Origin of the sequence: Micromonospora sp. AP08, assembly GCF_008085935.1 — a bacterium.
GTDB classification, from domain to species: domain Bacteria; phylum Actinomycetota; class Actinomycetes; order Mycobacteriales; family Micromonosporaceae; genus Micromonospora; species Micromonospora chersina.
Map to the genome: position 1 here is coordinate 156,596 of NZ_VSEZ01000008.1, position 18,261 is coordinate 174,856.

The 18,261-nt window shown below is 70.2% G+C and carries 20 protein-coding genes; 10 read left to right on the plus strand and 10 right to left on the minus strand.

Annotation, left to right across the window (positions count from 1 at the left end):
- Window positions 1-98: 98 nt before the first annotated feature.
- The 3 genes from FXF50_RS15965 to FXF50_RS15975 all read right to left on the minus strand — a co-directional run bounded on the left by FXF50_RS15965 (window position 99) and on the right by FXF50_RS15975 (window position 2,274).
- Complete coding sequence (locus FXF50_RS15965) at window positions 99-836, minus strand: Stf0 family sulfotransferase (protein ID WP_187399694.1); 738 nt, start codon at window positions 834-836, stop codon at window positions 99-101.
- A gap of 70 nt (window positions 837-906) precedes the next feature.
- Window positions 907-1,590: a hypothetical protein gene (locus FXF50_RS15970; protein WP_187399695.1), complete on the minus strand. Its 684-nt coding sequence runs from the start codon at window positions 1,588-1,590 to the stop codon at window positions 907-909.
- Window positions 1,591-1,686: 96 nt separating this feature from the next.
- Window positions 1,687-2,274 (minus strand): helix-turn-helix domain-containing protein, encoded by a 588-nt coding sequence (locus FXF50_RS15975; RefSeq protein WP_148428570.1) that lies wholly within the window; start codon window positions 2,272-2,274, stop codon window positions 1,687-1,689.
- A 38-nt stretch (window positions 2,275-2,312) separates the two neighbouring features.
- Here FXF50_RS15975 and FXF50_RS15980 point away from each other — a divergent pair, with 38 nt between their 5' ends.
- Both FXF50_RS15980 and FXF50_RS15985 read left to right on the plus strand, forming a co-directional pair.
- Entirely contained in the window at window positions 2,313-3,311 is a 999-nt protein-coding gene (locus FXF50_RS15980; protein ID WP_187399696.1) for an NAD(P)/FAD-dependent oxidoreductase, read from the plus strand.
- A gap of 65 nt (window positions 3,312-3,376) precedes the next feature.
- Complete coding sequence (locus tag FXF50_RS15985) at window positions 3,377-5,227, plus strand: glycoside hydrolase family 15 protein (protein WP_148428574.1); 1,851 nt, start codon at window positions 3,377-3,379, stop codon at window positions 5,225-5,227.
- Window positions 5,228-5,236: 9 nt separating this feature from the next.
- Here the strand turns inward: FXF50_RS15985 and FXF50_RS15990 are convergent, their stop codons facing one another.
- The gene (locus FXF50_RS15990) at window positions 5,237-5,425 is read right to left on the minus strand and encodes a ribonuclease (protein ID WP_091319752.1); all 189 of its coding nucleotides are present in this window, start codon (window positions 5,423-5,425) and stop codon (window positions 5,237-5,239) included.
- A gap of 163 nt (window positions 5,426-5,588) precedes the next feature.
- Here FXF50_RS15990 and msrB point away from each other — a divergent pair, with 163 nt between their 5' ends.
- From msrB to FXF50_RS16005, 3 genes are read left to right on the plus strand one after another with little or no spacing between them, the layout of a single operon-like run.
- Window positions 5,589-6,056, plus strand: coding sequence for a peptide-methionine (R)-S-oxide reductase MsrB (msrB, locus tag FXF50_RS15995; RefSeq protein ID WP_148428576.1), 468 nt, complete (start codon window positions 5,589-5,591; stop codon window positions 6,054-6,056).
- Window positions 6,053-6,568 carry a peptide-methionine (S)-S-oxide reductase MsrA gene (gene msrA / locus FXF50_RS16000; protein WP_148428578.1) on the plus strand — a complete coding sequence of 172 codons (516 nt, stop codon included), beginning with the start codon at window positions 6,053-6,055 and terminating at the stop codon, window positions 6,566-6,568. The genes msrB and msrA overlap by 4 nt, the downstream gene beginning before the upstream one ends.
- A gap of 45 nt (window positions 6,569-6,613) precedes the next feature.
- Entirely contained in the window at window positions 6,614-7,840 is a 1,227-nt protein-coding gene (locus FXF50_RS16005) for an epoxide hydrolase family protein (RefSeq protein WP_148428580.1), read from the plus strand.
- Window positions 7,841-7,961: 121 nt separating this feature from the next.
- Here FXF50_RS16005 and FXF50_RS16010 read toward each other — a convergent pair whose 3' ends face one another.
- Complete coding sequence (locus FXF50_RS16010; RefSeq protein ID WP_148428582.1) at window positions 7,962-8,900, minus strand: LysR family transcriptional regulator; 939 nt, start codon at window positions 8,898-8,900, stop codon at window positions 7,962-7,964.
- Window positions 8,901-8,972: 72 nt separating this feature from the next.
- On the opposite strand from FXF50_RS16010, the gene FXF50_RS16015 reads away from it, so the two are divergent.
- The gene (locus FXF50_RS16015) at window positions 8,973-9,920 is read left to right on the plus strand and encodes a DMT family transporter (protein ID WP_148428584.1); all 948 of its coding nucleotides are present in this window, start codon (window positions 8,973-8,975) and stop codon (window positions 9,918-9,920) included.
- Window positions 9,921-9,976: 56 nt separating this feature from the next.
- Window positions 9,977-10,330 carry a hypothetical protein gene (locus FXF50_RS16020; RefSeq protein ID WP_148428586.1) on the plus strand — a complete coding sequence of 118 codons (354 nt, stop codon included), beginning with the start codon at window positions 9,977-9,979 and terminating at the stop codon, window positions 10,328-10,330.
- A 23-nt stretch (window positions 10,331-10,353) separates the two neighbouring features.
- Here FXF50_RS16020 and FXF50_RS16025 read toward each other — a convergent pair whose 3' ends face one another.
- From FXF50_RS16025 to FXF50_RS16035, 3 genes are all read right to left on the minus strand, one after another.
- The gene (locus tag FXF50_RS16025) at window positions 10,354-11,124 is read right to left on the minus strand and encodes a hypothetical protein (protein WP_148428588.1); all 771 of its coding nucleotides are present in this window, start codon (window positions 11,122-11,124) and stop codon (window positions 10,354-10,356) included.
- Window positions 11,121-12,089 carry a phosphotransferase family protein gene (locus tag FXF50_RS16030; protein WP_148428590.1) on the minus strand — a complete coding sequence of 323 codons (969 nt, stop codon included), beginning with the start codon at window positions 12,087-12,089 and terminating at the stop codon, window positions 11,121-11,123. Before FXF50_RS16030 ends, FXF50_RS16025 begins: the two co-directional genes overlap by 4 nt.
- 482 nt (window positions 12,090-12,571) lie before the next feature.
- On the minus strand, window positions 12,572-12,856 hold the full coding sequence (locus FXF50_RS16035; protein WP_148428592.1) for a LamG domain-containing protein: 285 nt from the start codon (window positions 12,854-12,856) through the stop codon (window positions 12,572-12,574).
- Between the two features lie 219 nt (window positions 12,857-13,075).
- Here FXF50_RS16035 and FXF50_RS16040 point away from each other — a divergent pair, with 219 nt between their 5' ends.
- Window positions 13,076-13,930 (plus strand): IS5 family transposase, encoded by an 855-nt coding sequence (locus FXF50_RS16040; RefSeq protein ID WP_370464115.1) that lies wholly within the window; start codon window positions 13,076-13,078, stop codon window positions 13,928-13,930.
- A 111-nt stretch (window positions 13,931-14,041) separates the two neighbouring features.
- Here the strand turns inward: FXF50_RS16040 and FXF50_RS16045 are convergent, their stop codons facing one another.
- Window positions 14,042-14,770: a hypothetical protein gene (locus FXF50_RS16045; protein WP_148428596.1), complete on the minus strand. Its 729-nt coding sequence runs from the start codon at window positions 14,768-14,770 to the stop codon at window positions 14,042-14,044.
- A gap of 569 nt (window positions 14,771-15,339) precedes the next feature.
- On the opposite strand from FXF50_RS16045, the gene FXF50_RS16050 reads away from it, so the two are divergent.
- Window positions 15,340-16,329: an HIRAN domain-containing protein gene (locus FXF50_RS16050; RefSeq protein ID WP_148428598.1), complete on the plus strand. Its 990-nt coding sequence runs from the start codon at window positions 15,340-15,342 to the stop codon at window positions 16,327-16,329.
- 206 nt (window positions 16,330-16,535) lie between these two features.
- A complete protein-coding gene (locus FXF50_RS16055) occupies window positions 16,536-17,174 on the plus strand; it encodes a class I SAM-dependent methyltransferase family protein (RefSeq protein ID WP_148428600.1) in 639 nt (212 codons plus the stop codon).
- A gap of 351 nt (window positions 17,175-17,525) precedes the next feature.
- Here the strand turns inward: FXF50_RS16055 and FXF50_RS16060 are convergent, their stop codons facing one another.
- Entirely contained in the window at window positions 17,526-18,065 is a 540-nt protein-coding gene (locus FXF50_RS16060; RefSeq protein ID WP_255510054.1) for a DinB family protein, read from the minus strand.
- Between the last annotated feature and the right edge of the window lie 196 nt (window positions 18,066-18,261).

Sequence of the window (18,261 nt, forward strand, 5' to 3'; positions counted from 1 at the left end):
CGGATTCCGGGAAGCGACTTCGCGAGGCCCACCTTAACCGCCGGGTAACGGCAGATGACCTACCCCTGAGCGGGGATGAAGCGCAGGGGTGGCCAAGGTCACGTCCGGCTGCGGTGCCGGGCGATCCATTCGGCGTTGATCGCGTCGGCCTGCCGCGAGTGGCGGGGCCGGACCGGCACACCGGCCGACGGCAGCCCGAGCGCGTCGACGACGCCCCGGGTCACCCCGCCCGGGTCGGCCGCCAGGTCCTCGTAGCGCACCCGGTGCGGGGTGATCCCGTGCCGGGCGAACCACGCGTCCCAGGCCGCCTGGTGCTCGGCGATCGTGCCCAGCAGCTCGTCGATGCCGTCCGGGTCGTAGCGCGGCTCACCGGTCGGCGGACCGGACGCGTCGACGGCGTCCGGGCCCGTGTCGGTCCACCGGCCGGTCTGCTCGGCGCGCAGCCAGGAGACCGCCTGCGCGAGGACGTCGTCGCGGCGCAGGTGCACGAAGGCCGTCCGGCCGAACGCCCGCCGCAGCAGCGCGTCGTCCGCGCCGGCCAGCTCCGGGTGCTCGGTGGCCAGCCCGTCGACCATCCGGTCGAGCGTCCCCCACATGACCTTCGCTCCGAACACGCCGTTGCCGGTCCGGCCCACGGCCAGGGCCGCCCGGACGTAGTCGCCGTAGCGCCACTGCCCGGCCGGCAGGCCCCAGCGGCGGGCCCAGAGCGGCTCATCGGGTTCCCGGAAGTACGCCTCGGGCCGGCCCGCCACGCCGGTCGAGGCCAGCAGGCCGCAGAGCAGCGAGCTGCCCGTCCGGGGCACCGCGCAGATGAGGTACGCGTCGACGCCGGTCACTCCCCCAGCCAAGCGGAGCGGCCCGAACCACGGCAACCGATATCAGGCGCGCGGCGAGCCGACACCCGGGCTAGCCGCGTCGGTGGAGCACCATCCGGCGCGCCAGTTCGTGGAGTTCGTCCCGCGCGGCCTGTTCCCGACCGGTCGGGTCGGTCACCCGGAACCCGTGCAGCCGGACGGCGTCGGCGTCCACGTCGTCCGGCTGGCGACGGCCCTCCACCACGAAGCCGAACAGCGCCCGCAGCGCCGCCTCACCCAGCTCCAGCGGATGGAACGGCAGGCGGTCCCAGCCCGGCACCGGGTGCTCCCCCGCCCAGTACGGCAGCTCGAACGGTAGTGGCTCGCCGATGTTCTCACCGACGCCTTCGGATCCCACATTCAGCGACCGGACCAGGACGCCGTCCTCCCACACCGCGAATCCCAGCCAGTCGCTGACCGAGTGCATGCCGTGGAGCACGATCCGCCGCCCGGCGCTCGCCTCGACCAGGTGCGCGGGCAGCGCGGACGGCGGGTTGACGGCCAGCCGCCGGTCGCAGAGCAGGTCCACCCCGGGCAGCGCGACGGCGTACGTCACGTCGTCGGGCGGGTAGACGGCGTCCCACAGGCACTCGTCGGCGGCGGCGTCGACGAGGTGCCCCGGGTGGACGCGCCGGACCAGCGCCTCGGCCGCGTCCCGGTCACCGCCGGTGGTGCCGTGCAACGCCGTGGCGATGTCCCCGTCCGCGTACGCCAGCAGCGCCGTCTTCGCCCCCACGTCCCCGCATCCCCTCCCCGACGAGTGTCACCGCACGGTACCGGCGAGATCTTGGTAGGAGAAGGCCCCGGTAGGGGCCACTTCGCACCAAGATCTTCAGGAAGCGGTGCGGGGGCGGGCGCGGAGGTGGGCGCGTTCGCCCTGGGCGCCGAAGAGGCTGAGGAACTCGACCGCCTCAGCGTCGGCGGGGCCGAACCAGTGCGGCACCCGCGTGTCGAACTCGGCCGCCTCGCCGGGCGTGAGCACCAGGTCGTGCTCGCCGAGGACCAGCCGCAGCCGGCCGTTGAGCACGTAGACCCACTCGTACCCCTCGTGGGTCTGCGGGGTGGGCTCGACGGGCCGCCCGCCGGCCGGGATGACCAGCTTGTACGCCTGGATGCCGCCGGGCCGGCGGGTGAGCGGCAGCATGGTCATGCCGTGCCGGGTGACCGGCCGCAGGTGGATGCGCGGGTCGCCGGTGGGCGGGGCGCCCACCAGCTCGTCGAGCGTCACGCCGTGCGCCCGGGCCAGCGGCAGCAGCAGTTCGAGGGTGGGGCGGCGGCTGCCGGACTCCAGGCGGGACAGGGTGCTCACCGAGATGCCGGTGGCGGCCGCCAGGTCCGCCAGGGTGGTCTCCCGTTCGCGGCGCAGCGCGCGCAGCCGGGGGCCGACCGCGTCGAGCGCCCGGTCCAGGTCGTCGTCCATCCCACCAGTTTGCCAGATCAGCAACAAGGTTTGCGAGTATGGCCAGGGCGGCCGCATGGTTGCCGCGGGAGGTGGTCAGAGTGACCGAGAGCTACGAGGCGGTGGTGATCGGCGGCGGCGCCGCCGGGTTGAGCGGGGCGCTGGTGCTGGCCCGGGCGCGCCGGTCGGTCCTGGTGATCGACGGGGGCAGCCCGCGCAACGCCGCGGCCGAGGGGGTGCACGGGCTGCTGGCCCGCGACGGCACGCCCCCGGCGGAGCTGCTGGCACGCGGCCGGGACGAGGTCCGCCGGTACGGCGGGCACCTGCGGGACGGTCAGGTCGAGACGGTGACCCGCGACGGCGAGGACTTCCTGGTCGCGCTGGCCGACGGCCGCCCGGTCCGGGCCGCCCGGCTGCTGGTCGCCACCGGCCTGGCCGACGAGCTGCCGGAGCTGCCCGGCCTGCGCGAGCGGTGGGGTCGGGACGTGGTGCACTGCCCGTACTGCCACGGGTGGGAGGTGCGCGACCAACCCATCGGGGTGCTGGCCACCGGGCCGCTGTCGGTCCACCAGGCGCTGCTGTTCCGCCAGTGGAGCGACGACGTCCTCTTCCTCCGCCACACCGCGCCGCCGCTCACCGACGAGCAGGCGGAGCAACTGGCGGCCCGCGGCGTCCGCGTCGTCGAGGGCGAGGTCGCGTCGCTGGAGGTCGTCGCGGACCGGCTGGTCGGGGTACGCCTGCGCGACGGCCGGCCGGTCGCGCGCGAGGTGCTGGTCGCCGCGCCCCGGATGGTGGCGCGGGCCGGGTTCCTGGGGGCGCTCGGGTTGCGGGCCGTGGCGCACCCGTCCGGGGCCGGCGAACACGTGCCCGCCGACCCGATGGGGCGTACCGACGTGCCCGGGGTGTGGGTCGCCGGCAACGTCACCGACCCGGCCGCCCAGGTCGGCGCGGCCGCGGCGGCGGGCGCCCTGGCGGCCGCCGCGATCAACGGGGACCTGGTCGCTGAGGAGACCCGCCGGGCGGTCGAGGCGGCGCGACCGGATGGCATTCACGAATAAGACTTACACGGACATTATTCCCCTTTAGGTTACTGCGGAGGGGTGCAGTCGAGACGGGGGGCGACGTGGACGACGGGTATCCGGCGATCGAGGACCACGGGCTGATCGGTGATCTCCAGACCGCCGCCCTGGTGACCTGCGACGGGACGATCGACTGGTTCTGCGCGCCCCGTTTCGACTCCCCCAGCGTCTTCGCCAGCCTGCTGGACCGGGAGCGCGGCGGCTTCTTCCGCATCTGCCCCGACGAGACCACCTACGTGACCAAGCAGCTCTACCTGCCGGGCACCCCGATCCTCATCACGCGGTTCATCAGCGCCGACGGGGTCGCCGAGGTCCAGGACTTCATGCCGGTCACCGGCGAGAAGGCGACCGAGGTGCACCGCCTGGTGCGGATGGTCACCATGGTGCGGGGCAGCATGCGGTTCCGGCTGGAGTGCCGGCCCCGGTTCGACTACGCGCGGGAGCGGCCCCGCCTGGAACGGCACCGCAACGGGTACGTCTTCCGCGGCTCGGCCGCGTCGCTCACCTTCAACCCGGTCCAGCCGGTCCGCCGCCTGATCGCCGAGGAGGACATGCACCTGGAGGACGGCGACCTGATCGGGTTCGGCGTCCTCAACGAGGGCGACACCGGCGGGGTGGTGCTGGAGACGAACTCGGACATGGAACCCCGGGCCGTCCCCCTCGAAGAGGTGCAGGGGATGTTCGAGTGGACCCGCGACTACTGGCGGCGGTGGGTCGAACGCTCCCGCTACACCGGCCGGTGGCGGGAGATGGTCGAGCGGTCGGCCATCACGCTGAAGCTGATGACGTACGCGCCCACCGGCGCCATGATCGCCGCGCCGACGGCCGCGCTGCCCGAACTGGTCGGCGGCACGCGCAACTGGGACTACCGCTACACCTGGGTCCGGGACACGTCGTTCTCGGTGCACGCCCTGCTCGGCCTCGGCTTCACCGAGGAGGTCGGCCGGTACATGGACTGGCTCGACGAGCGGATCCGCGAGGCCGGCGACCACCAGGCCCCGCTGAAGATCATGTACCGGGTCGACGGCTCGTCCGACCTGCACGAGGAGATCCTCGACCACCTGGAGGGCTACCGCGCCTCCCGGCCCGTCCGGATCGGCAACGGCGCGGCCGACCAGCTCCAGCTCGACATCCACGGCGAGGCGCTGTTCGCCATGCACGTCGCCGACGAACAGGGCATCCGGGTCTCCCACCAGGTGTGGAAGAGCACCGTACGGCTCGTCGACTGGCTGTGCCACAACTGGGACCAGCCGGACGCCGGCATCTGGGAGAGCCGGCACCATCCCCGGGACTACACCTTCGGCCGGGTGATGTCCTGGGTGGCGCTGGACCGGGCCATCCGGCTCGCCGGCCGCACCGGCCGCCCCGGGGACGTCGGCTGCTGGACCACCCAGCGGAACCTGATCTACGACCAGGTGATGGCGCGCGGCTACCACCGGGGCCGGGGCTCCTTCGTCCAGGCCTACGGCGAGAACGTCCTGGACGCCGCGCTGCTGTCCATGCCGGCGGTCGGCTTCGTGACGCCGTCGGATCCGATGTGGTGCCGCACCCTCGACGCCATCGAGCGGGAACTGGTCTCCGACAGCCTGGTCCACCGGTATGACCCGGTCCACTCCCCCGACGGGCTCCCCGGCCACGAGGGCACCTTCAACATGTGCACCTTCTGGTACGCCGAGGCGCTGGCCCGCTCCGGCCGCCTCGACGACGCCCGGCTCACCTTCGAGAAGATGTTCACCTTCAGCAACCACCTCGGCCTCTACGCCGAGGAGATCGCGTCGACCGGCGAGCAGATCGGCAACTACCCGCAGGCCTTCAGCCACCTCGCGCTGATCAACACGGCGCTGGCGCTCAACGAACTGCTCGACGTCGAGGCGGAGGCCCGCCACAGGCGCTGAACGGCCGGGCTACTCCTCCGGGACGCCCGGACCGACCTCGCCGCGGCGCAGGTGCTCGACGTTGCGGTCGGCTTCGCTGTGGGCGTTCGCGGCTCCCGCCGCCGGGTCCTCGGTGCGGCGACCCTCGACGTCCTGGTACACCTCGCCACGCTCGAGCGCTTGCTCCTGCTGCCGCCGACTCTGCTCCGGATCCGTCATGAACAGCCGTTTACCCCGGCCGCTCGCACCCGCAAACCGGTACCGGCGCCCACGGCCGGGCCGGAGCACGGTTAGCCATCGGCGGGCCGGGTAGGCATCCGCGCCGCGTGCAGACCCGATTGGACCCGGCAGATCTGCCGGGACCCGTCCGAGAGGAACAACGGTGTCACCCGAGTATCGGAAGAACCCGGAGGCCGTCTCCCGGTTGTCGCCCGAGCAGTACCGGGTCACCCAGGAAGGCGGCACGGAGCCGGCCTTCGACAACCCGTACTGGGACAACAAGGAGCCGGGGATCTACGTCGACGTCGTGTCCGGCGAACCCCTCTTCGCCTCCGTCAACAAATTCGACAGCGGCACCGGCTGGCCGTCCTTCACGAAGCCGATCGAGCCGAGGAACGTGGTCGAGGTGCGGGACTCCACCCTCGGCATGGTCCGCACGGAGGTCCGGTCGGCGCACGGGGACAGCCATCTGGGCCACGTGTTCGACGACGGGCCCGTGGAGGCCGGCGGGTTGCGCTACTGCATGAACTCCGCCTCCCTCCGGTTCATCCGGCTCGACGACCTCGACCGCGAGGGCTACGGCGAGTACCGCAGGTTGTTCGAGCATTCGGACGGGGGGCGACAGCGATGAGCGACACGCAGAAGGCGGTCCTGGCCGGCGGCTGCTTCTGGGGCATGCAGGACCTGATCCGGAAACGTCCGGGCGTGGTGCACACCAGGGTCGGCTACACCGGCGGTGACCTGCCGAACGCGACCTACCGGAACCACGAGGGCCACGCCGAGTCGATCGAGATCGAATTCGATCCCGCCACGCTCTCCTACCGCGACCTGCTCGAGTTCTTCTTCCAGGTGCACGACCCGACCACGAAGAACCGTCAGGGCGGCGACGTCGGCTCCAGCTACCGGTCCGCCATCTTCTACTGCGACGACCAGCAGCGACAGGTCGCCGAGGACACCATCGCCGACGTCGACGCCTCCGGCCTGTGGCCGGGGAAGGTGGTCACCGAGGTCACTCCGGCCGGCCCCTTCTGGGAGGCCGAGCCGGAACACCAGGACTACCTGGAGAAGCATCCCGGCGGCTACACCTGCCACTTCCCCCGGCCCGACTGGAAGCTCCCCCGGCGAGGAGAGGGCCAGAGCTGAGCGCACCTCCTGCCCACGACACAGCCCGAGGACAAGGAGGCCCACGTGGCCGTCAAGACGCAGACCCTGGCTCGCGGCACCGACATCCGGCCGTTCACCGTGGAGATTCCCGAGTCGGAGCTCCAGGCGTTGCGACAGCGCATCGCGGCCACTCGCTGGCCCGAGAAGCAACTCGTCAACGACCAGTCGCAGGGCGTGCCGCTCGAGACGAGCCAGGCGCTCGCCCACTACTGGGAGAGGGAGTACGACTGGCGCAAGGTCGAGGCGAGACTGAACTCGGTGCCGAACTTCATCACCGAGATCGACGGGCTGGACATCCACTTCCTGCACATCCGGTCCAAACACGAGGACGCGCTGCCGCTCATCGTCACCCACGGCTGGCCCGGCTCGATCATCGAACAGTTGAAGATCATCGACCCGCTCACCGATCCCACGGCCCACGGCGGGTCCGCGTCGGACGCCTTCCACCTGGTGATCCCGTCGATGCCCGGCTACGGCTTCTCCGGCAAGCCGACCGAACCCGGCTGGGGGCCGGAACACATCGCGCGCGCCTGGACCGAGCTGATGAAACGCCTCGGCTACGACCGGTTCGTCGCCCAGGGCGGCGACTGGGGCGCGCTGATCACCAATGTCATGGGCGTGCAGGCGCCGCCGGAACTGGCCGGCATCCACACCAACATGCCGAGCGCGGTTCCGCCCGAGATCGACGCCCTGGTCCAGTCCGATATCACCGGAATCAACAAGGCGATGTCCAAGCTTCCGGCCAACCTCTCCGACGAGGAGCGGAGGGCCTGCGAGGAGCAGGACTTCTTCTGGAAGCACTCCGCCTACGCACTGATCATGGCGACGCGCCCCGAGACGCTGATCGGTCTCGCCGACTCGCCCATGGCCCTGGCCAGCTTCATGTGCGACCACGACGCGGCCAGCCTGGAGCTGATCTGCCGGGCCTTCGCCGGGCAGCCCGGCGGGCTCACCCGCGACGACATCCTCGACAACATCACGCTCACCTGGTTGACGAACACGGGCGTCTCCGGCGCCCGCCTCTACTGGGAGAACAAGCTCTCCTTCCTCGGCGCCAAGGACGTCTCCGTCCCCGCCGCCGTCAGCGTCTTCCCGGACGAGCTCTACGAGGCGCCCCGATCCTGGGCCGAGCGGGCCTATCCGAATCTCATCCACTACAACAAGCTCGACCGGGGCGGGCACTTCGCGGCCTGGGAGCAGCCGCAACTGCTGTGCGACGAGCTCCGCACCGCGTTCCGGTCGCTCCGCTAGCGGTGTCGCTGGGCGCAGCTCCGCACCTGATCCGGGTGTGGGGGTGCGCCCACACCCGTCGCGGCCGGGCATGCCGCGCCGCGTACACCCTGCCCGGCCTCCGCCCGGCGGCGATGTCGGTCTAGACGGGCGCCCCGGGCTCCTTCTGATTGATCCTGTTGGCCTGGTCGGTCACGGCCGCCAGGAAGGCGGTCAGTGCGGGGGCCTGCGGGGCGTCCCGGGTGACGACGACCAGGCGGCGCCGGACGGCGGCCTCGGCGACGTCCCGGACGGCGAGGGCGGGATCGCCGGCCGGCAGGGTCAACGGCGGCAGCAACGCGACGGCCGCCCCGACCCGGACCAGTTCGAGCTGCACGTCCGCGTCGCTGGAGCGGTGTCGCAGGTCGGGCTCGTACCCGCCGAGGGACCGGCAGGTCCCGACCACCATGGCGTGGTGCCCGGTCCCCTCGTCGGAGGCGGTCCAGACGTCGGATCGCAGCACGGCGATCGGGACGGGCGTCCCCGGTGCGGCGAGCGGATGGGCTGCCGGCAGGACGACCTTCAACGGTTCCTCGTGCAGGACCGTGAAGCGGAGCCCCGCCGGTCGTGGCCGCGGGTGACCGTCGTACTCGTCGCCGATCACCAGGTCGACCGCGCCCAGCCGCACGCCGGGCAGGGCCTGTTCGAGTTCGAGTTCGAAGATCTCCGCGCGTACCCGTGGATGGTCGGCCGCCATGCGGGCCACGGCGGGCACCAGCAGGCGGCGCGCCGCCGACTGCAGGCCGCCGGCCCGCACGGTGCCGCGGACGTCGCCGCCCAGCGCCGCCAGGTCCGCCTCCGCCGCCTCGGCCGCCGACAGCAGTACCCGCGCGTGCCCGGCCAGCAGCCGCCCGGCGTCGGTGAGCCGCACACCGCGACCGGCCTTCTCGAACAGCCGGGCGCCGATCTCCTTCTCCAGGAGGGCCAGCTGCTGGGACACCGTCGACGGGCTGTAGCCGAGAGCGGCGGCGACCGCGCCCAGAGTGCCCCGCTCCTCGAACTCCCGGAGGAACCGGAGGCGGCGAAGATCCAGGGCGACCATGCGGGAATCCTAACGATTCAACTCCACCAATCATCGCTGGACCTGATGGGTACGGTGGCCGATGCTCGTCGCATGGGTCCGGCGCTGTGTCTCGTGTCCGCGGCGTGCTTCGGCGCGATGGCGATCTTCGGCAAGTTCGCGTACGACGCGGGCGTCTCACCGGCGGCTCTGCTGTTGGTGCGCTTCAGCCTGGCAGCGGCGCTGCTGGGCGCGGTCCTCCTCCTGGGACCGGGCCTACGGCGGGCGGAACCGGGCGAACACCGAGCCGTGCCGACCGGCCGGGTGCTGGCAACCGCCATCGCGTTGGGCGCGGTCGGGTACGCGGCACAGGCCGGCCTGTTCTTCTCCGCCCTGCAACTGATGGACGCCTCGCTGCTGTCCCTGATCCTCTACACGTACCCCGTCCTGGTCACCGTGGCGGCGGTGCTGCTGGGCCGGGAGCGGCTGACGCCGGGGCGGACCACCGCGCTGCTGGCCGCGTCCGTGGGAACACTGCTGGTGCTGCTCGGCGCCGGCGCGGTGAGCTTCCACCCGGTCGGGGCGCTGCTGGCCTTCGGTGCCGCGGTCACCTACACCGTCTACATCCTCGTCGCCGACACCGTCGTGCACCGCCTGCCACCCGTGGTCCTGTCCGCGCTGGTGATGACCGGGGCCGCCGGCACCCTCGGGGCGGGCACCGTGCTCACCGGCGGGGTCGACCTCGACTTCCGCCCGCCGGGATGGTTCTGGCTGGCCTGCATCGCCGTCGTCTCCACCGTCCTGGCGATGCTCACCTTCTTCGCCGGTCTGAGGCGGACCGGCCCGTCGACCGCGGCCATCCTGTCGACCTTCGAACCGGTGGTCACCACCGCACTGGCCGCGCTCACCCTCGGCGAGTCACTGAGCCCGGTCCAGCTCGCCGGCGGCGCCCTGGTGCTCACCTCCGTCGCGGTCCTCCAGGTCCGCCCGACCCGCAAGCAGGACCGGGAGGCGCCGGCCGCGCGCGACGACGCCGCCGAGCCGACCGCAGTGGCGTCCTGAACGGCACATGCCGATGGCCCGCGCGTCGTTCCACCGTGTGCGACCGTGGAAGGAACATGGAGATCACTTCTGGCGGTACCCCTGGGCCGCGTCTCGCCGACCATCTGGCCGTTCTCGACAACAACGTCTACGGCCGCCTCCCTCACGCCCCGAGCGTGCAGGTCCTGGCGGAGATGTTCGTGCGTGCGGGGTGGCGCGCCCGCGCCAGCTCGTGGACCGAGTACGAGGTCGAGCACGAGTGGGCGTGCATCGAACTCGAGCCGTCACCCGACGAACGCCTCTTCAGCGGGGTCGTCGAGCCGTCCCGCGTGGACGAGCTCGGTGCCGTCCTCGCGGATCTGGGCCTCCGCTACTCGATGGAACTGTGGAGCGACGACCAGGCGAGGCTGCTGCGCGAACTGGCCGGCTGACCCGCTCGGTGCGGCGGCCCGGATCACTTGCGGTAGTAGAAGTCAGCGGCCTCGTCAGCATCGTAGGGCGCGTTGATCTTCAAGGGCTTCCCGTGATCACTCATGGTGGTGGTCATCGTCAGTTTCGAACCCTTGCCGGGCGTCAGCTCCACCCGGATCGAGGTGACCCACCCCTGGTCGTCGGTGGTGATCGTGAAGGGCGACAGCGGTGTGCCGATCGAGACGATGCTCGGGGCGCCCACGGGGAGGAACGACTTCGCATCCTCGCCGTCGGGGTCGAAACGGCCGGTGTAGGTGTGCGGGCCGACGCGGTCCACCGAGGTGATCGACGAGGTGAACGCCTTCAGGCCGGTCGGGTCCGCCCAGTCGAAGCGCAGGAAGGGATCGTCGCGCTTCAGCCGCTTCAGATCGACGTGCACCCAGTCCTTCTCGTCGGACGGCCGTACGTAGCTGTCGGTGCCGATCACGATCCGGCTCCCCGCCGACGGGTACTTGCCGCCGGTGACCGCGATCGTGGCCTGGAAGCGGCGCTTCCTCGGGTCGAAGGCGCCGGTGCCCTTCACACTCTGCCCCTCGGGCAGGCCGCCGCGCACCGCGTACCGGTGGGCGACGCCCTGCGACCGCTGCAACGCCGCGACCAGCTCGGCGCGGACGTCCGGTGTCGGCGACGGCGCCGCGGTGGCGGGTTGGGCGAGCTTCTCGGCGCGGGTGGGCTGCTCCGTCTCGCCGCACCCGGCAGCGAGGAGCAGACCTCCGGTCAGAGCAATCGTGAGCAGGGCGATGCGCTGATTCATGATGTGTTCCCCCGTGGACCGGCCCGGTAGCCGGGACGACGGAACGATAACAGCGCCGCGAGCTCGGGAAGTCGGCCGAACAGTTCGGGGAGGCCGCGTAATCCGTCGCGCACGGACTCGTGTGACAGCGCGAGGTCAGGGCCGGTGCCGGCTTCGACACCGGCGAGGCAGCGGAGGATGTTCCACCTCGTGTGCCCCAGCCAACCGCTGATCATGAACACGAACCAGCTTGGACCCGACGGCGGCAACGCTCCGCCTCCTGCGACGTAGCCGTCGAGGACCGAGCGGAAGATGGCGGGCTCGATGTCGTCGAAGCCGGGTCCTTTCGCGAGGCTCAGCGCGGTCGAGCCGAGCTCGCTGGACAGGTCGAGCATCCCCGAGAGCTCCCAGTCGAGCACCACCGGCCGACCCTCCCGAGCGAGCAGGTTCCACGGATGGATGTCCCGGTGGGTCAACACGACGGGGCCTGGTCGCTCGCAGGCGTCAACGAACTGGGCAATCGCAAGGAAGGTCTCGACCTGGGAGGTGAGTTCGCCGGCCCACGGCTGTCCGGTCACCGTCGCCCGCTCGGCGAGCTCGGGCCAGTCCCGTGCCGCCGGGTCCTCGATCGAGACGTGGGTCCACCCGACGTCGAGCGCGTGGAGGCGCGCGAGAATCTCACCGATCTCGAACGCGTACGCCGGCGACACGGGTGCCTCCGGCACCTTCTCGCCCTCGACCCACCGGTGGACGAGCGTGTCGTGGCTGGCCGAGATCGGCTCCGGCATCGGGATGCCGGCGGCGAAGGCCGCCCGCTCGAACCTGAACACGTCCTCGGCGCGGTAGGTCCAGCGGCGATCGAGGAGGTTCAACTCCTTCACCGCGAACGACCCCTGGTCGGTGTCGAGTCGGTACATCCGGTTGGCGAAGCCGCCGTGGACACGGATCATCGGACCGGTCGGCGCGCCGAGATGTGAAAGGTCCATCCCGCGCAATCTAGGGTTGGCGGTTCGTCGATGCACCCGCTTTACCCGGGACGCGCCAGATCGGGACGCTCGCAGCGGGCGCCGGCACCTGAAAGCCGACCGGCTCCGCTGAAGGTGTCCACCCTCAAGCAGCGTGGCTGCCGACGATCCTCCGACGCCTCGGGAAATGATCTTCTCGGGGGCGGTTTTCGCTGGTGATTGGTGGTGGGCGCGGCAGGTTTCGAACCTGCGACCCCTTGCTTGTAAGGCGCTTTCGGCAAAGGTCGCAGCGTCCGCTGACGTCCACGGCGTTCAGGTCGGAGGCAAGCACTCGTCCGCGCTCGTCCGGCCCCGGCCGTCACTGTTGATGTCAAACACGGATGTCAGGTCCCGCTGCTTCCCGCCTCGCCGGCGGCCTCGCTGGTTGTAGTGCGGGCCTGGCGCGGAACGCAACCTAGAAGGAGCTTCCGCGCCAGGCCCGGTAACGGTCTTCAGGCGTCGCTTCAGACCTTCTGCTCGGTGAAGAGGCGCTGCACGTCGGCGTCGCTCAGCTTGCCCTGGTATACGCCGAGGTCATCGACCTGCCCGTACAGCCATCCGTCCGGTCCGGCCGGGGTGGTCGACCGGCCGACCAGCATCGCACCCGGCACCTGTCGGGGCTGCCAGGCGGCGTTCAGTCCGACCGCCCCGGCCGACGTCCCGTCGAGGTAGAGCCGCATCTGCCGGTGCGTGGCGTCGAGGACGGTGCTGCCGCCGCAGACGGTGTTGTGAGGCTTGGGGCCCCGCAACCGGCGGGGCCCCCGGACTCGGCCCGGCTCGAACGGGCTGACACCCTCTCCATCTTGCGGGCGTGGTCATCCGGAGCCACCACACCTTGGGCGAGGACGGACGGATTCAACCAAGCGACGTGCTCGGACGGCAACGCTTAACTCAGACGTTGAAGCGGAACTAAGAGCGTGTTTGAGAAGGTCTGTTGCGGACGGCATGGCGGCACGACGTCCACCGGCGTGACGGGCAGGGTAGCGGCGGTGTCTGCTCGCCGTGGCTACCCCTCCGAGCTGACCGACGCCCAGTGGGCGCTGATCGAGCCGCTGTTGCCGGAGCCGAACACCGACGGCCGGCGGGAGAAGCACCCGCGGCGGGAGATCGTCAACGCGATCCTGTACGTCGTGCGGTCCGGGTGTCCGTGGCGGTACCTGCCCGCTGACCTGCCTCCCTGGCAGACGGTGTACTGGTACTTCGTCCGGTGGGAAGAAGCCGGCGTGACGGAGAAACTCCTGGCCACGCTGCGGGTCAAGGCGCGGGTGCAGCAGGGCCGCCAGCCGGAACCGTCGGCGGGGATTATCGACTCCCAGAGCGTGAAGGGTGCCGACACCGTCGGCCGGGGCAGCCGAGGCTACGACGCTGGCAAGAAGGTCAACGGTCGGAAGCGGTTCATCATCACCGACACCCTGGGCCTGCTGGTCACCGTGACGGTGCTCGCCGCGAGCTGGCAGGACCGCGACGGCGCGAAGGCAGCCCTGCTCAGCGCCTACATGGCCGCCCCCATCCGGCACGTCTTCGCCGACCAGGGCTTCGCCGGACGACTCGTCGACTGGACCCGCGACACCCCGCGCACCACGCTGGAGATCGTCCGCAAACCCGCCGACCAGCGTGGCTTCGCCGTCCACCCACGCCGGTGGGTCGTGGAACGCACCCTCGCATGGCTCACCGCCTGCCGCCGGCTGGCCCACGACTACGAGCGCCACCCCGCCGTATCCGAAGCCCTCATCCGCTGGGCCGCCATCGCCGGCATGACACGCCGCATCAGCCGCGGCCAACCCGCACGCCGTCAAGCCCGTCGCACCTTCACCTGGGCCTGATCAACCCCATCTCAAACACGCTCTTAGGTCCGCTCCATTTCGCTGGGAGAGCCGGGCGGGGGCGGATGCGTTCGATGGCGTCGGTGGTACAGGCGATGGTGCGGCCGGGGACTATCGGACGCTGACTGTGATCTTGTCGAAGTCGGGGGCCGCCGAGTCCGGGTTGAACATCTTCAGCGTGTTGGGCCCGGGCCGGAGAGACATCGTCACGACCATCGTGCCGACGCTGCTCCAGCCGCCCGTACCCGGAAAGGTCAGCGTGATCGGCGGCTCGCCGTTCACGCTGATTTTCCCCACCCGTGGGGCCTCACCGTTGACGTAGGCGATCGTCACGGTCGCCGAGCCCCCCGTCCGGGCGGTCACGCCGTTGAACTGCAGCGTCCCCATGTCCCGGCCGATGTTGCCCACCTTCTTGTCGCCCGAGCAGCCGTAGCAGGTGTAGATACGGATGTTCGCCAAGCCGTTCGCCGACGATTCGGCCTCATACGACGTCACGTGCGGCGGTGCGGCCGGGGCGGTGGGCCGCCGGGTGACGGGCGGCGCCGGGGGCGGCGGGGGCGGTGGCGCCGGTCGAGTTTCCGCCGATCCGACGCGCAAATCCTCGGCCGCGCCGCCGGGAGTGGCAGGGGGCGGCACCGGCGTATTGGAAGGGCGGTAGTCCTGCCCCTCCGTCGCCGACGGTCCGGGGACGCCTGTCACAACGCCGGTCCCGGGAGAACGATCGACCGCGGTCGACTGCCCGAGGTCGAGGTCCATTGTGACCGCCGCCAGCACCAGCACGACGATCAGGTAACCGACTCCCACCACCGTCAACAGGCGGAGCGGCCCGATCCGCCACATGCCGTCAGGGGCGACTCCATGACGTGGGCTCACCCTTGTGCTCCCCTTCGCGCCCGGTTGCCCGGCGCGGGGTACCGAAGCCGGGTGAGGTGCCACGCGATTGTATCGGCGTCGGTCACTTCTGACCTCCCGTCACATGGGTGTTTGAGCAGGCATGGAGCGTGTTGGACGGTGTACGACCGTCGACGATCGCGATCTGGTCGACCGGGCGCCGGCGGACCGGTGGAAGTCGTGCCGCCATGCCGTCCACAACAGACCTTCTCAAACACGCTCTAAGAGGCGCGATCCGCTCACCAGCGGGGACGGCGCTAAACACTTGCTCGCGCCCAGTCTGTGGCTGCCACCGTTGATCGCAAGTTGACGACGTTTGACGGTATCTTGTGCCCCCTGTGTGCCCCACACTGCCAGGGGAGCTCCGATGCATAGCGCTGGGCTGCCAAGGTCGTGATCTCGCTGGACGCCACCACTCTCGCCGCCAGTCCTCGTCGATCCCCTGCCCCGAGCTAGCCGACAAACGGCTGGGCCAAACGGATGACGATTGCGGAGAGCATCCGCGATAGCGTGCCACAGTGATCAGACCGTTTGACTTGTGGGGCCAGCGCGGGTGGCGTGGGCAAGAGGTAGCAGGGGAATCTAACTACAGCAAGGAGATCCGCGGGCTTTTCGGGCGGTCCTTCGACTCAGACGGCACCGAGATCACCACACAGGCCCACCTCATCCCCGAGCCCACCAACAAGTACGACCCCAACGCTGTCAAGGTCGTCTGCTCCGGCAACTGCGTCGGCTACCTCCCTAAGGAGGATGCAGCGCGGTATGCACCGGTCCTCACGCAGCTGATCAATCAGGGTTGGGCGCCTCAAGTCCAGGCCGACGTGTGGGGCATGGAGCGGCCGGACTGGGACAACCCTCGCCGCAGCAGGTTCGTCTGCTCCGTCAGAATCGACCTCGCCGAGCCCCACATGATCGTGCCCACGAACATGCCCCCGCCAGAGCTGCACACGGTTCTCCCCACGGGCCGGTTCGTCCAGGTCACCGGCGAGGAGAAACACATGACTCACCTCGCCTCCCTCGTGAGTCCGGCCGGCGAGTCATGGGTCTACGTCACCCTCCACGAGGTTGAAGTCCAGCGAGCCCGCTCCACCCGCACCCTCGTCGAAGTCAGAATTAACGGCGAGGCGGCGGGGACCCTGAGCCCCGCCATGTCTACCGAAACGCTGCCAATACTTGCGCATCTTCGAAGCATGGGGCTGACGGTGGCCGCCCGAGCCGTGCTGAAGGGAAACAGAGTCAAGGCCGATGTCGCCGTCAACATGTGCAAGGCAAGCGAGCTCTCGAACGCCTGGCTGGAGTCGCCTCCGACGGCAAACGGAGTGAAGCCAGCGGCCGAACCCGTGACCACACCGGCGCAGCCGGCCACGCTTGCGCCGCAGTGGCGGTTTGTCACGCCACCAACGTGGCCTCCACCCCCACCCGGCTGGGTGCCGCCGCAGGGCTGGCGTCCGGACCCTTCTTGGCCCCCAGCTCCCGAGGGATGGCAGTTCTGGGTCCAGCACGGCTAGCTCCAAGCGCCCAGTTCACCCACTACAGGTAAGGCGGCTCCGGCCGGCCTGGTCATCGGGCCGGCCACGCTTTGTCACCTGGGCATACGTCGTCACCACTGGTCGTCGTTGGTCGCTCGCCATCGGCCTCCGACGGCCTGGTGACGGCCTGGACCGGGTCCCCGGCGGGGCATCGGTGTGAGCTTCGCTCTGGCAGGGTGGTCCAGATGACCGCCCAGACTCACTGGCAGGCGTGGCATGAACCCTACGCCGACGAAAACTCCCCGCTGTCGCGTCGACTGCGGCTGGTACAGCAGCACATTGCCTCGTGGCTTGATCAGCGTTCCGACGAGCGGCTGACTGTGGTGAGCGTGTGCGCGGGCCAGGGTCATGACCTCATCGGGGTCCTCGCCTCAAGGTCTGATGCTCAACGGGTACACGGGACCCTGCTTGAGTACGACGCGGGCAACGTCGCAGCCGCTCAGGCCGCCGCAAATCAGGCCGGGCTCTCCAATCTCGTGATCAGGCAGGCAGACGCGGGCCAGCTCTCTACGTATGCGGGGGCGGTTCCGGCCGATCTGGTGCTCATGGTCGGGGTCTTCGGCAACATCTCGGACGCCGACGTGGAGCGAACCGTTGCCGCCCTGCCCCGGCTGTGCGCAGAGGGCGCTACCGTGATCTGGACCAGGGCTCGGCGAGCTCCGGACCTGACGCCAGCCGTGCGGGAGTGGCTTCGGGATGCCGGCTTCGTGGAGGAGGCATTCCACGCTCCGGACGACGTGCGATTCTCTGTCGGCGTTCACCGGTTCGAAAGCCCCCCGCAGCCCCTGAACGCCGCGGGAACCGTCTTCACGTTCCTGCCCTGACGCCAGCTGATCGCTTCCCTATATTGGTCAGCCAATTTACCTGGTTGAGTTGAAGCGGAACTAAGAGCCGATCTCTCGCCACCAGCAGGAAGCTGATCGGTGCCTGCTCACACGACGCCTCCGGCTGCCATCGTTGGTTGCCAACACGGCCCTCCGAACTGCCCTAAAGCATCGGCTGAACTGCTGAGACGATCCGACTTCGTCCCGACGCGTCCAGGGGTGTCCGTCGTGATCGTTGCCCAGTTTGTTACTCAGTGGCTCCGGGCCGCCCCGGTTCTGCTTCACCGCCGTTCCTCACGGTGAGGTTGCATCCTGACGGCGGTCCTTATGCTGACCCACCGCCTCGGTGGGTCACAGGCCGGTTCGCCCGTCGATGCACTCGCGCAGGAGGTCGGCGTGGCCAGCGTGCCGCGCATACTCCTCGATCACGTGGACAAGCACGTCGCGCGTGGCGTGGCTGCCACCGTCGACCGGCACCTCGCGGCCCAGGTCGGCCTCCTCGAGGGCGTCGAGCCATTCGTCCGCCTTGGCGATCTCGGCCTTCCAGGTTGCAAAGGCGTCCTTCACCACCGCTGGGTCGGGGACCGCGCCCCCGAAGTCCCAATCTGGGTCGTCCTCGTGCTTGTAAAGGCACGGTGCGTCGGTCCGCCCTTGCAGCACACGCTGGAACCAGTGGTTCTCCATCTGAGCCAAATGGCGGACCAGGCCGAGCAAGCTCAGGGTGCTGGGCGGCACCGAGCGTCGGCCGAGCTGCTCGGCGTCCAGTCCGTCGCACTTCATCTCTATGGTCAGACGGTAGTTGCCGAGGTACTCCCGGTAGGTCGCCTTTTCGCCGACGGGCTGACCGAAGATCCTGGGGTCGTCCTCGGGGGCCGTCCACAGTTTGCTCACGGCGCCACCCAATCGCGGGCGGACCGCACCAGTCAAGTCCAGCTCTGGGAGCCCGCAGGTGCCGACAGCCGCGGACCCGCCTGAGCGCACTGTCAGCTTGGGAATCGTGTTGATCTACACCCTCAGTAGTCGCGTTGCCGCATAGACATGCACGCAGGGTGTGACCGGCATCTGTCGTGGTTCCCCTTGTCTCCCC